The sequence below is a fragment of the Kribbella sp. NPDC006257 genome (assembly GCF_040613535.1).
Classification (GTDB): domain Bacteria; phylum Actinomycetota; class Actinomycetes; order Propionibacteriales; family Kribbellaceae; genus Kribbella.
The window spans coordinates 39,456-52,128 of record NZ_JBEXSJ010000051.1; the positions used below are offsets into that span (position 1 = coordinate 39,456).

Consider the following 12,673-nt stretch of genomic DNA (forward strand, 5'->3'; position numbering starts at 1 on the left):
AATTCCCGGCTGTTTCCCCAGTCCACTACCGCGCGAGGCGTTTGAGTGTGGTGGCGTAGCGGTGGGCGAAGAAGGCTTGGGCTCGGCGGCCTAGTGGTCCGCCGAGCTGGGTGTACCAGGTTGCTGGGCGGCTGTAGGCGCGCAGGGTGAAGAACACCTCGTCGCCCTCGCGGGTGATCAGGAACGACTCCTCACCTGCCTCGGGATGCCCGGTCAGGGTGCCGTAGCCGAAGCCGACGCGGTCCGGCTCGTCCACTGTCCACACCACGCGGCACGGGATCGGTAGACCGAGCGATCCGATGCCGAGTCGGCCGAGTGAGTTCGTGCCGATCACTGCCGGGCTGTCGGTCGCCTTGATCCGTACGCCGGCGGCGCTGTGCATCTTCCAGCTCATCAACGCCTCCGCCGCCCGGCGAAACACCTCGTCGCCGTGGCCGATCGGCTCCGTCAGCTCCATCCGGTGATACCCGACCGGCGTCGCCTCGTCACGCGTCGAGCCCACCACGTCGTAGTTGAACCTCAGCCCACTCAGATCCGCCAGCTTCATCCCTCACCCACTTTCAGTCGTCGCCAGGCCAGTAACCCACAGAGCCCAAACCCAACCGCGTTCGCAACACCATGTGTGGCAACCATCCACTCCAACGGCAGGTAGGGCGTCGACACCACATGCCCCAACGCCCAACTCACCGCCAGCAGCATCGTGACCACCAGCACAGCGGCAGAGATGGTGAGCAGTACTGCGGTCAGGCGATCCGTGTCTCGGGACCTGCGCCAGAGGGCCCAGCCCACCAGCCACATGCCGACTGTCAGTACTACGGCGCCTGCGAGCTCGACCGGGTCACCCAGGAAGAAGCCGAGCAACACGATGCCGGTTCCCAACGGCACGCTGATTGCCGCTGCCGTCGCTGCTCGCCCTGGGCCAGCTACGAGACTTGCTATCAGCGCTGCGGTGAAGCCGGCGAAGTGGAAGTGGGCGACGGTCAGGGAAAGGACTGTCAGCTTGAAGCCGAACAGCTCGTACGACGCGCGCTCGGCTACTAGCGCTAGTGCTGCGATGCAGGGTGTCGCCAAAGCGGTGTAGAGCGCGATCTCTCTTGCTCGTAAGGTCCTTCGCTTGCTGAAGTCTGCGGCTGCGTGTGCTACGAGGGTGAGCGTTCCGGCGAGGTAGATCGACGCCAGGGTGATCGAGAGCGGGCCGCGGGGGAGCCAGAGCGACACCGCGCCGGGTACGGCGACGACCGCCCACCAGCGGCGGACGGTCGTCGTACCGGGAATCAGGGTGAGCCCGAGCGGCACGATGACGAGCATGCCCAGGCTCACGACCAGATGGATCAGGACGGTCAAGCGGCCTTCAGACCTGTGGTCTTGTCTTCCTTGAGCGCCTTGAAGAGAGCGCGACACTTCACGTCGTCCAGGAGGACTGCGGAGGCGCCACCGGGAGTCCGGTAGTTGGCCTTGGCGACCGGCAAGGTCAGCGTGATGCCGTTGCCACCGCTCGAGACCGCCTTCATTCCGCGGGCGAACTTGAACAGATCGAACGGGCCCATCTGCTTGTCCACGGTGAGCGCATCGGCGCCGGAGGTGGCGACGTTGTAGTACCGGACCGGGTTGATGACCGTCTTCCAGGTGACCGCCTTCTTCGCCACGGCACCGATCATCTCGCGCTGCCGTTCCACCCGGGCGAGGTCCCCGGACGCGTCGACGTGCCGGGATCGCACGTAGCCGAGCGCCTTGGTGCCGTCGAGTTGCTGGCAGCCCTTCAGCAGGTTGATGTGGGCCAGCGGGTCCTTCATTGCCTTGGGCAAGCACATCTGCACGCCGCCGACGCTGTCGATGATCGAGGCGAAGCCGCCGAAGCCGACCTCGACGTAGTGGTCGATGCGCAAGCCGGAGTAGTTCTCCAGAGCCTGGATCAGCAGCTTCGGACCGCCGTCCTTGAATGAGAACGCGGCGTTGATCTTGTCCTTGCCGTGTCCCGGAATCGGCAGGTAGCTGTCGCGCGGCACGCTGATCAGCACCGTCGGGCCGGACTCGGGTACGTGCATCAGCATGATCGAGTCGGTCCGCTGACCTCCGGTGCTGCCGGTGCCGAGCTTCTTCTTCTCGGCCGTGCTCAGCCCTTCCCGGCTGTCGGATCCGACCATCAGGTACGTCGTACCGGAGGTCTCCGCCGGGCGCTTGCCGGCCGGGAACGCGTCGACCTTGTCGATCCGGCTCCACGCGTACAACGGCACGCAGATCAGCATCAGGATGAACAACAGAACGATCAGTCCGATGAGCCGGCCGAACCAGTTGCGCCGCTTCGTGTGAACGGGCAAACCGGGGTAGCGCTGGTCGAGGGGCTGTTGTTGACTCATGCCTCGACCGTATCGGGAACGCCGCACGCTCCGCGTCACCCCGGCGGAGGGTTCCGCCCCGATACTTTCAGACCGTGGACCGGGCCGGCCTCGGTCAAAGGGATGAATTCGGGCCTGCGATCGAACCAATCCGGCGGAACTCGCGTGGTGACTGCCCGACGCGGGCGCTGAACAGCCTGCTGAAGTACGCCGGGTCGTCGTACCCGACCTGCCGCGCGATCGTCGCGATCGGGAGATCCGACTCGGCCAGCAACGTCTTCGCCTCGTTCAGCCGAGCCGTCAGGACCACCTCCTGCGGTGTCGATCCGGTCGCTCGCCGGACGGCCTCCCGGAGTTCTCTGACGGAGAGGTTGAGTTCCGCGGCGTAGGTCTGGATCGAGGCGGGTCGGCGGGCGAGCTGCTTGAGCTGGTCGGTGATGCCGTCCTCGCCGGTTGCGGTCGCCGTGGCGATCAGGTCGAACAGGGCACCGGCAGCCGGTACTTCGGGGGTAGGCGCGCGGGCGATCCGGAGCAGCCGGGTGAAGGCGCGCTCGAGCGGCCGCGGGTCGGCGTACCGGCGTACGGGACTGGTCTGGTCCAGCTGGCCGAGGGTGGTGAGGGCATCGGTCGCCGGGCCGCCGAAGAGGGCCCAGGCCTGGTCCCACGCGGTGGCGGGACGGTAGCCGTGCAGGACGCCGGGGAAGAGCCAGAGGAGCGCGGGTGCGGTCACCTCGTGGAGGGTGCGGCCGGGGCCGTGGAGGAGGTGACCGGTGCCGTGGCGGAGGAAGACGACGGCGTGGCAGCCGAGGGCGCGTTCGTTGGCGGCGGCTGTTCGCTGCTCGCCGGCTCCGAGGCAGAAGAGTCCAAGTTGCCGATGGACAGTGCTTGGGGTCAGGTAGGTCGACCAGTCGGTCATGGTGACAAGAGTCCAAGAAATGGTTGCTCTAGTCCATTCAGCTTCGCGGCGAGGGCTGATGGGATCTGGGGTATGCCGACTTCTAACGGGTATGTGCTGGATGAATCTCCTGGGCGCTTGGGGTGGCTTGCCGCAGTACCGGAGGAGGAGTTCGGGGATCGGGATGCGTTACGGGCTCGGTTGACGCGGGACGGGTATCTGTTCCTGCGAGGGTTGCTGGCGGCGGACGACGTACGGGCGTTTCGGGAGTACTACTTCGCGCGGATTCCGGCGGTGGAGGATCGGGCTGCGTTTCGGAAGGTGTTGTTCGGGGAGATCGTGCCGGGGGCGGAGTACGCGGCGTTCTGTGCTGGGTTGCGGGGGTGGTTCGAGTGGTTCCTGGGCGGGGAGGCGTTTCTGCATCGGCGGAAGATCATCCGGCAGACGCGGCCGGGCGAGAACGGGGTCGGGACGGCGACGCAGGCGCACTACGACCTGGTCTATCTGCGCGAAGGGACCGATCAGGTGCTGTCGGCGTGGATCCCGCTGGGTGATTGTCCGGTGGCTCTGGGCGGGTTGACCTACCTCGAAGGGAGCCATCACCGGGTGTTGCGGGAGGACCGGCAGTCGCAGCGGCCGGCGGCCTCGATCACGGCTGATCTGCCGGCTTTGGCGGCAGAGTACGACGCGCGCTGGCTGGTTGCGGACTATGCGGCCGGGGATGTCGTGGTCCATACGGCGCACACGATTCATGCGGCGCTGGACAACGTCTCGGCGGGCGTCCGGCTGTCGACGGACATTCGGTATCAGCGGGCCGATGATGCTGTGGATGCGCGGTGGCAGTCGGATTGGCACGACCAGGACGGGCTCTGATCTGGCGTCGCGGCGGCGGATTTCGACCGGATTCCGGACTCCTCTCGCTAACGACATTCATTTCGGTTAAGGTTTTCGCGACCGGCCGGAGCGGCGTACGTGTGCCGCTGCGGGGGTCTCGAATCCTGAGGAGAGCCGTGAATCGCAACGAGCTGGTCGCCGGTGTGGCGGGCAAGGCGGGCATCCCGCGCAACCAGGCCGAGAAGGTCCTCGACGCGCTCGGCGACGTCGTCACCGAGGCCGTGCACAAGGGGGACAAGGTCTCGCTGACCGGTCTGCTGAGCATCGAGCGGGTGCTGCGCGCGCCGCGCACCGGCCGGAACCCGCAGACCGGCGAGCCGCTCTCGATCCCGGCCGCCTACTCCGTCCGCCTCTCGTGCGGAAGCCGCCTGAAGGCCGCCGCCCGCGGCAACCTCCGCACGATCAACTGACTAACGCCGGACTGCCGTCGCCCAGTACGGCGTGGTGGGCGTCGGCGGCGTCGTGAAGCGGGCGTTCGGCAGGTAGATCCTGTTGCCGAAGAAGGCCGCGGTCGTCGGTACGTCGAAGTCGGCGCTGGTGATCTCGCGGACCAGCCGGCCGCTGCGCCCGTCGCGGGTCAGGTCGAGAACGGCGATCTTGTTCAGCCGGTTCTGAACGACGTACAGGGTGTCGTTGCTGCGCAGGAGACCGTCGCCGGCCGTCATCACTGCGCCGCCGAGGTCTACCTTGCGGGCCACGCCGGTTCGCGGGTCGACCCGGAACAGGAAGCCTGTGGACGACTGGACGATGATCAGGGCACGGCCATCGGGGGTGAGCGAGATGCCGTTCGCGTTCAGGTTGACGGGGTCGTGGACGTAGTCGCCGCTGAGCGGGAGTGTGGTGACCTTGCCTCGGCTGGAGAGCTTGTAGAGGACGGGTTGGCGCGAATCGGTGAACCAGGCGGCGTTCTTGGTCAGGATGACGTCGTTGACGAAGGTTGATGTGTCGGTCGTGAACTTGTAGCTGGCGAGCAGCTTGCCGGTTCTGGTGTCGATCACCCGGCCGTCGCCGCCGGAGCCGCCGGAGACGAAGAGGCGGCCGTGGTTGTCGATCTTGAGGCCTAGTGAAGGTGTGCCGGGGCCTTGGGTGATGACGCGGCCTTTGCCGGTGCGGAGATCGGCCGCGTAGATGTCGCCGTCGAGGCGCGATCCGAAGTACGCGGTGGTGCCTTTGATCGCGATGCCTTCGGGCTGGAAGTTGGCCGGGAGATCGATGTGGGTGGGGAAGACCGCTGCCGTGTGCGCTGTGCTGGTGGCTGCGGGGTTCGCTGTGCTTGTGGTGCCGAAGCGGATGGGGTCGCAGTTCATGTCGTCGTGGTGGCCGGAGACGGTCATCGGGCGGGCGGCCGGTGTCGCGATCGTCGGCGCTGCGGACGTCGTCGCTGCGGACGTTGGCGCTGCGGACGTTGGTGCGGGGGCGGCCGTGGCGGCGGTGAGGGCGGAGGCGGTGAGGCTGCCGAGGAGCAGCGTGGAGACTCCGAGCAGGGCGAGGGTGCGGCCGGTTCTTTGGTACTGCGACCTTTGGTACGGCGATCTTTGGTTCAGCGGGCGAGGCATGGCGGGGGACCTCCAGGTTGCCTGAGCCCGCGGCAGCCGGCTCAGCGGCTTCGTTGTGCTTTCAACGTAGGACAACGGGCGGGGGACCTGAACGGTTCAGCGGTTGTGGATAACGAGAACGGCGCGCTCCGTCCGCCGGGTACTGTCTTCCGCAACGGGGTGTGTCGATCGATCGAGGACAACGGGAGTGCCGATGACAGCTGGGGTCGAGTTCAACGACCTGTCCACCACGGTCCGGCCGCAGGACGATCTGTACCTGCATGCCAACGGACCGTGGCTGGACCGGACCGAGATCCCTGCCGACAAGGCGATCTACGGCTCGTTCATCGCGCTCATCGACAGCGCCGAGCTGAGCGTGCGGACGCTGGTCGAGAAGACCGCCGCGACCGAGCACCCCGAGGGCAGCGAGGCGCGCAAGATCGGTGACCTGTTCAGGTCCTTCATGGACGCCGAGCGGATCGAGAGCCTCGGCGCGACACCGATCGCCGACCAGCTCGAGCTGGTCGGTTCGGTCAAGGACCTGGACGGCTTCGTCGAGGCGCTCGGCAATCTCGAGCTCCAGGGCGTGCCCGGGCTCTTCTACTACGGCGTCGACGCGGACGCCAAGAAGTCCGACGAGTACATCGTGCACGTGATGCAGGGCGGCCTGAGCCTGCCCGACGAGTCGTACTACCGCGAGGACAACTTCGAGAGCGTGCGTACGGCGTACGTCGCACATGTGGCCCGGATGTTCGAGCTGGCCGGCCTGCCCGATCCGGCCGGTAGCGCTGACCGGATCATGGCACTGGAGACCCGGCTCGCTGCGGCGCACTGGGACCGGGTGAAGGATCGCGACGTCACGCTGACCTACAACAAGCTCGACCGGGCCGCTCTGGAGGCGCTGACACCTGGGCTTTCCTGGTCGGCGTGGCTGGCCGGCGCCGGCGTACCGGAGGATGCGTTCGCCTCGCTGATCGTGCGGGAGCCCTCGTATCTGCAGGCTGCGGCTGCTGCCTTGCAGGAGCTCGATCTCGAGGACTGGAAGGTCTGGCTGAACTGGCGGATCGTGCACAGCGCGGCCCCGCTGCTGAGCACGATCTTCGTGGACGAGAACTTCGCCTTCTACGGCCGGGTGCTGACCGGTGCGCAGGAGCTCCGCGAGCGGTGGAAGCGGGGGCTCGGCGTCGTCGAGTCCGCGCTCGGTGAGGCGCTCGGGCAGCTGTACGTCGCGGAGCACTTCCCGCCGGCCGCGAAGGCCCGGATGGTCGAGCTGGTCGCGAACCTGGTCGAGGCGTACCGGCAGCGGATCAATGCGCTGGAGTGGATGAGCCCGGAGACCCGGCAGCGGGCGCTCGACAAGCTCGGCCGGTTCACGCCGAAGATCGGCTACCCGGACAAGTGGAAGGACTACAGCGCCCTCGAGATCAGCGCCGACGATCTGGTCGGCAATGTCCGCCGGTCGATGGCGGTCGAAACCGCGCGGGACCTGGCCAAGCTCGGCAAGCCGGTCGACCGGACCGAGTGGAAGATGACGCCGCAGACGGTGAACGCGTACTACAACCCGCGGATGAACGAGATCGTCTTCCCGGCCGGCATCCTGCAACCGCCGTTCTTCCACCTGGACGCCGACGACGCGGTCAACTACGGCGCGATCGGCGCCGTCATCGGGCACGAGATCGGTCACGGCTTCGACGACCAGGGCTCGAAGTACGACGGCGAGGGCAACCTCAACGACTGGTGGACCGACGAGGACCGCGCCGCCTTCGAGGAGCGCGCCAACAAGCTCATCGAGCAGTACAACGCCTTGGAACCGTCGGGTGCCCCGGGCCACCATGTCAACGGTGCCCTCACCCTGGGCGAAAACATCGGCGACCTCGGCGGCCTGTCGATCGCCTACACGGCGTACCAGCTCTCTCTTGCTGGTGCTCCTTTGCCGGTGGTGGACGGCATCCCCAGCGACCGCCGCTTCTTCCTCTCCTGGGCCGCCGCCTGGTCCTCCAAGGCCCGCGAAGCCGAAGTCATCCGCCGCCTCGCCCTCGACCCCCACTCCCCACCGGAGTTCCGCTGCAACGCGGTAGTCCGCAACCTCGACGAATTCCACACCGCCTTCTCCACAACCCCCGCCGACACCATGTGGCTAGCTCCGGAAGAGCGAGTCCGCATCTGGTAGCCGGTCCGAGTCGCCCGCCACGCAACCCCAGCCGCCGTACTCGGCGTGCTCGGTCAGCACAGCGACCAGAGCACCGGACCTGGTCGCCGTCGATCTCTTCGCCGAGCAGGGGTACGCCGTCCCCGTCTCGGTCTCCGTCGCCGCTCCGCCTGATCGCCCGAGCCCTGGCGATCAGTGGGCTTCACTCCTCCTGGTCTGCTTCCCCCCTTGTTCTACGAGTGGGGGAACCCTGCCGAGAGGGGCTGAGCCCACCTTCTGTAGCGGATTGCTGATCCTGGCCGCAGGTAGGTTTGGGGCGTGGAGAGCTTTGGGGTGGATGTGTTGGGGATCGCCGATGAGTTGACGGCTGCGTATGTGGAGGTGTTCACGGCGCCGCCGTGGGAGCACCGGGATCCGGAGGAGACTCGGGTTGCGTTCCGGGCGCGGCTGGAGGAGGACGCGCACCGGGATGGATTCCGCGCGTTGGTGGAGCGCGGCGATGACGGGCGGATCGCTGGGTTTGTTACCGGCTGGGTGACGCCGGCGCCGTTCCGGACGGATCGCGCTTATGGGAATGTGCTGAAGCGGTTGGGCGAGGAGCAGGTCAAGGAGCTCCTGGTAGGAGCTTTCGAGATCGACGAACTCGGCGTGCTGGCCTCATCGAGAGGTACCGGGCTCGGGCGGCGGCTTCTGACGACGGCGGTCGAGGAACAAGGTTCGCGGGCATGGTTGCTCACCTGGAACCAGGCGCACGACACCATCGCGTTCTACCGCCGAATCGGCTGGACGGAACCAGAAGTCCGCGGCCCCGAGACCGACATCGTCGTCTTCCTGTCCCCCAAGGCTTAGCACTCCGCTGTCGCCGAAGGCTTAGCACTCCGCTGTCCCCGAGGGCCTAGTACTCCGCTGTCCCTGAAGCCTCAGTGCTGCTCTGTTCCCGACGGCTTGGTTCTATTGCACGAGCAGGCAGAACGGGTGCCCGGCTGGATCGGCAAGCACGTAAAGAGGTTCGCCCTCATCGTCTGAACGATCGAGGAGCAGCCGCGCGCCCAACTCCTCGGCCCGGCTGCGATGGCGCTCCAACTCCGCGACCGTCGCAACCTTGAAGTCCAGGTGCATCTGCATCGGAACCTCTTCGGACGGCCAGGTCGGCGGCGTGGTGTCGTTCTTCCGCTGAACGGTCACCACCCGCTTGCCATCCCCATCAAGCAACACCAACCAGTCCGCCTCATCCGGACTCCCATCCGTCGGCGGCTCTTCCCCTTCCCGATACCGCAGCCCAAGCAACTCCCGATAAAACTCCGCCAGCCCCCTGCAGTCCGCGGCATCGATCACGGTATGAAGCAAAACCGGATACTCAGACACAGAACCCTCCTAGCTCGCCAGAGCCCGCACGATCTCAAGGTAGCGGCGAACTGTTGCGGTAGCTTCCTCGTGCCCTTCGATCCGATCGAGTACTGCGGAGAGCGCAGCACCCACTGGCATGTTGGAAGGCGCCTGCAACATGGCTGCCATCGCCGCTGCCTTCTCCAGATCACCTCGGGCAAGGTGCTTCGCAGCCAACGGGAGCATGGCAAGCGCGAACACGTATGGATCCGGTGCAGGACCCGGTGGCTCGCGGCCAACCAGCTCGAGCGTTGCTGAAAGGTCGAGCCTGCCGACAGAGCCGGTGCCGGCGAGCAGCTGAGCTTCGCGAGGGATCGGGGCGCCGGACGGCCAGCGGTACCAGTCGACCCAGAGCGGGAGACCGTCGATGTCGTACATCGCGCCGGTGTAGGCGCCGCCGAGCGGCCCGTTGCCTGGCATCTCGAGAGTCAGTAGCGCCTCGTCGAGAAGGAACTCGCCGCCGACGACGATGAGGTCCACGTCGCTCCACTCGTCGCCGGTCCCCGACCCGAGTGAGCCGACGAGCCAGACTCCATGGGCCCGTACTGCGGACACGGTCTGGAGCAGCCAACGATCCCGTCCGTCGGCCAACGCCGCCACCTTGCGCCGCGCCTCCTCCTGCCTCACTCGCCGGAGGCTACCGGGCGCGCTGCCGTAAGACGACCGGATTCTCAGGGTCTTGCAACCGACCGGCTCCACCATCCAGGAGGAGCCGGCCCTCGATCTGCCGGGAGGCTGCCCGCATCTCGAGGAGGCCCGGACCCAGGCCGACGACATCCGCGATGAGGCCGGCAGCTGGTCTGCAGACGGCCGGGTTTCTAGGTGCTTGTTGTTGAGGGTCTGATGTCCCGACGGACAGGTAGTGCACCTTGGGACGGTGTACACCGATGGCGGAATTGCGCTCAGGTGCACTAGTTGCCCTCGGCTACCTCCTGTCCGTCGGGACGGCTTCGGTCGGGCGCGAGGCAATCCCGCCGTGGGCTGGGCGTGGCGGGGGAGGACGGGCGCGGAGCAATCGCCCGGCCGACGGCGACTTCCGGGTGCAGGACACCGGCGCGGGGTTAGGCCTGGCGGGGAGGGGCGGGCGGGAGTGCCGCCTGGCGTCCTCCCTGGTGCAGGGAGAAGGCAACGGGCTCCGTTACTGCCCGGCGCTAGCGGTCCCGGATCCGAGCAGGAGGAGGAACTGAGCGCGGGGCGGTGGCAAGCCGCGACGGAGCGGAGTAGGCGGGAGGTCGGGTGGGTCCTCCCGCCGTGCGGACGGTTAGGAGGCCATCCAGTTTTGGAGGGCTTCTACGTCTCGGGGGAGGGCGTTGGAGAGGTTTTCGGTGCCGGCTGGGGTGATGAGGATGTCGTCCTCGATGCGGATGCCGATGCCGCGGAGGTCTTCGGGGACGGTGAGGTCCTCGGCCTGGAAGTAGAGGCCGGGTTCGACGGTGAGGACGTAGCCGGCTTCGACATTGCCCTTGTTGTACTTCTCGTTGCGGGCCGCGGCGCAGTCGTGGACGTCGAGGCCGAGCATGTGGCTGACGCCATGCAGGGTGTAGCGCTGGTAGATGCCGCTGCTCGGGTCGAGCGCCTCGTCGGCGGAGACCGGCAGCAACTCCATCGCTTCGAGGCCGCGGACCAGAACCTCGATGGAGGCGTTGTGGCCGGAGCGGAACGGTACGCCGGGGCGCAGGGCCTCGATGCCGGCGTTCTGGGCGTCGAGGACCAACTGGTAGAGCTCGCGCTGACGCGGGGTGAACTCGCCGCTGACCGGGAAGGTGCGGGTGACGTCCGCGGTGTAGAGGTTGCGGTTCTCCACGCCCATGTCGAGCAGCATCAGGGTGCCGTCGTTGACCGGGCCGTCGTTCTCGATCCAGTGCAGCGTGGTCGCGTGCGGGCCGGCCGCGGCGATCGAGGTGTAGCCGACGTCGTTGCCTTCCGCGCGAGCCCGGCGCCAGAACGTGCCTTCGATCCAGCGTTCGCCGTACTTGCGGACCTTGTCCATCTCGCTGAGCACGTCGGAGAAGCCGCGGTGGGTGATCGCGCAGGCGTCGCGGAGTTGCTCGAGCTCGAAGGCGTCCTTGACCAGGCGCAGCTCGGACAGCGTGAACGCGAGCTCCTTGTCACGCTCGGCATCGGTGCCGAGGCCGCTCAGCAGCGAGGAGATCGAGCCCTCTTCGCCACGGCGTACGCGGGTGGGAACGTCACTCTTCAGTACGCCGGCCAGCTGGTCGACGTGCCGGGTCTCGATCCCGAACTCCTTGGCCGTCTCGGTCAGCGAGGGACGGCGGCCGGCCCAGAGTTCGCCGTACATCCGGTCGCGCCAGAATTCCTCGCCCTCGGCGCGGTCGGCGCGGGGGCGGAAGTAGAGCACCGAGTCGTGGCCGCTGGTGCCGTTGGGCTCCAGTACGAGGACCGCGTCGGAGGTCTGATCGCCGACCAGCCAGACGTAGTCGGTGTGCGGACGGTAGACGTAGTCGGTGTCGTTCGAGCGGACCTTGTACGTGCCGGCGGGGATCACCAGGCGCTCACCGGGGAAGGCCTGCGAGAGGGCGTCGCGGCGCTTCGCGGCCCAGGTACCGACGTCGCTGAGCGTGACGTCGGCGCGCTCGATGTCGCCCCAGCCGGAGTTCATGAACTGGCGAAGTTTTTCCTGCGGCTCGTTGTCGTGCGTCGCCGTCTTCGGAGCGTTCTGGGTGCTTTCGGTCATCGTCGACCCGTCCTCGTCGTCAGCGCTCGTTGGTCAGCGCGTGTGCAGTTGATCGCCGCGGAGGGTGCCGGTGTCGGGCAGGGCCTCGGCGGGGTCCGAGCCGATGCGGGTGATCGCATTCTGCTCGTCCACGAAGACTACGCTCGGTTCGAAGATCTTGGCTTCGGCGGTGTCGAGCATCCCGTAGGCAATCAGAATGACGAGATCGCCGGGGTGGATCAGGTGCGCGGCGGCGCCGTTGATGCCGACGATGCCGGAGTCGCGCGGGCCCTCGATCAGATACGTGCTCAACCGGTTGCCGTTGGTGATGTCGACGATGTCGACCTTCTCGCCGGGCAGCAGGTTCGCCGCTTCCATCAAGGTCGCGTCGAGGGTGCAGGACCCGACATAGTCCAGGTCCGCCTGGGTAACGGTGGCCCGGTGCACCTTGGACTTCATCATCTCGCGCAGCATGCGCACATCTTGCAGCCCCCACCCATCACTGTCAGTGGCAGCCGTCACCTTCCAGGCTGCGGGCTTGGCGCGGGGGGAATGGACGGTGGTCTGGCGAGGTGTGGGCGTGGGGTGAGGAGATGGTGGTCTGGCGGGGTGGGCGTGGAGTGTGGGTGCGGCGTGGAGGGTGGTGGTCTGACGAGGTGGGCGTGGGTGCGAGGTGAGTGCGAGGTGGGTGTGGGTGGGGCGGTGGGTGGGTTTGGCGGTGGGGCCGCCGGGGGTGGCGGCCCCACTGTTGGGGATGCTCCTATGGATGTCAAGTGGTTCGTGTTCGGGTGAGGACGTAGTAGA

13 protein-coding genes are annotated in these 12,673 nt (G+C 67.2%); 4 read left to right on the forward strand and 9 right to left on the reverse strand.

Annotation, left to right across the window (positions count from 1 at the left end):
- Positions 1–25: 25 nt before the first annotated feature.
- The 4 genes from ABZ004_RS37605 to ABZ004_RS37620 form a co-directional block, all read right to left on the reverse strand.
- Complete coding sequence (locus tag ABZ004_RS37605) at positions 26–547, reverse strand: DUF1990 domain-containing protein (RefSeq protein ID WP_355686638.1); 522 nt, start codon at positions 545–547, stop codon at positions 26–28.
- Positions 544–1,344, reverse strand: a complete 801-nt coding sequence (locus ABZ004_RS37610) for a YndJ family protein (RefSeq protein ID WP_355686640.1) — start codon at positions 1,342–1,344, stop codon at positions 544–546. Before ABZ004_RS37610 ends, ABZ004_RS37605 begins: the two co-directional genes overlap by 4 nt.
- The gene (locus ABZ004_RS37615; protein WP_355686642.1) at positions 1,341–2,357 is read right to left on the reverse strand and encodes an LCP family protein; all 1,017 of its coding nucleotides are present in this window, start codon (positions 2,355–2,357) and stop codon (positions 1,341–1,343) included. Before ABZ004_RS37615 ends, ABZ004_RS37610 begins: the two co-directional genes overlap by 4 nt.
- Before the next feature lie 94 nt (positions 2,358–2,451).
- Entirely contained in the window at positions 2,452–3,252 is an 801-nt protein-coding gene (locus ABZ004_RS37620) for an AraC family transcriptional regulator (RefSeq protein WP_355686644.1), read from the reverse strand.
- Positions 3,253–3,324: 72 nt separating this feature from the next.
- Between ABZ004_RS37620 and ABZ004_RS37625 the strand changes: the two genes are divergently transcribed.
- Together ABZ004_RS37625 and ABZ004_RS37630 are read left to right on the forward strand one after the other, a co-directional pair.
- Positions 3,325–4,104, forward strand: coding sequence for a phytanoyl-CoA dioxygenase family protein (locus ABZ004_RS37625; RefSeq protein WP_355686645.1), 780 nt, complete (start codon positions 3,325–3,327; stop codon positions 4,102–4,104).
- Between the two features lie 137 nt (positions 4,105–4,241).
- Complete coding sequence (locus tag ABZ004_RS37630; protein WP_355686647.1) at positions 4,242–4,535, forward strand: HU family DNA-binding protein; 294 nt, start codon at positions 4,242–4,244, stop codon at positions 4,533–4,535.
- On the opposite strand, the gene ABZ004_RS37635 is transcribed toward ABZ004_RS37630, so the two are convergent.
- The gene (locus ABZ004_RS37635) at positions 4,536–5,681 is read right to left on the reverse strand and encodes a superoxide dismutase (protein ID WP_355686649.1); all 1,146 of its coding nucleotides are present in this window, start codon (positions 5,679–5,681) and stop codon (positions 4,536–4,538) included.
- 193 nt (positions 5,682–5,874) lie between these two features.
- Here ABZ004_RS37635 and ABZ004_RS37640 point away from each other — a divergent pair, with 193 nt between their 5' ends.
- Together ABZ004_RS37640 and ABZ004_RS37645 are read left to right on the forward strand one after the other, a co-directional pair.
- A complete protein-coding gene (locus ABZ004_RS37640) occupies positions 5,875–7,830 on the forward strand; it encodes a M13-type metalloendopeptidase (RefSeq protein WP_355686651.1) in 1,956 nt (651 codons plus the stop codon).
- A gap of 297 nt (positions 7,831–8,127) precedes the next feature.
- Positions 8,128–8,658: a GNAT family N-acetyltransferase gene (locus ABZ004_RS37645; protein WP_355686653.1), complete on the forward strand. Its 531-nt coding sequence runs from the start codon at positions 8,128–8,130 to the stop codon at positions 8,656–8,658.
- Between the two features lie 102 nt (positions 8,659–8,760).
- On the opposite strand, the gene ABZ004_RS37650 is transcribed toward ABZ004_RS37645, so the two are convergent.
- The 4 genes from ABZ004_RS37650 to panD form a co-directional block, all read right to left on the reverse strand.
- Positions 8,761–9,174: a VOC family protein gene (locus tag ABZ004_RS37650; protein WP_355686654.1), complete on the reverse strand. Its 414-nt coding sequence runs from the start codon at positions 9,172–9,174 to the stop codon at positions 8,761–8,763.
- A 9-nt stretch (positions 9,175–9,183) separates the two neighbouring features.
- On the reverse strand, positions 9,184–9,822 hold the full coding sequence (locus ABZ004_RS37655; RefSeq protein WP_355686656.1) for a nucleotidyltransferase domain-containing protein: 639 nt from the start codon (positions 9,820–9,822) through the stop codon (positions 9,184–9,186).
- A gap of 634 nt (positions 9,823–10,456) precedes the next feature.
- Complete coding sequence (locus ABZ004_RS37660; RefSeq protein ID WP_355686657.1) at positions 10,457–11,890, reverse strand: aminopeptidase P family protein; 1,434 nt, start codon at positions 11,888–11,890, stop codon at positions 10,457–10,459.
- A 33-nt stretch (positions 11,891–11,923) separates the two neighbouring features.
- On the reverse strand, positions 11,924–12,343 hold the full coding sequence (gene panD, locus ABZ004_RS37665; RefSeq protein WP_355686658.1) for an aspartate 1-decarboxylase: 420 nt from the start codon (positions 12,341–12,343) through the stop codon (positions 11,924–11,926).
- Between the last annotated feature and the right edge of the window lie 330 nt (positions 12,344–12,673).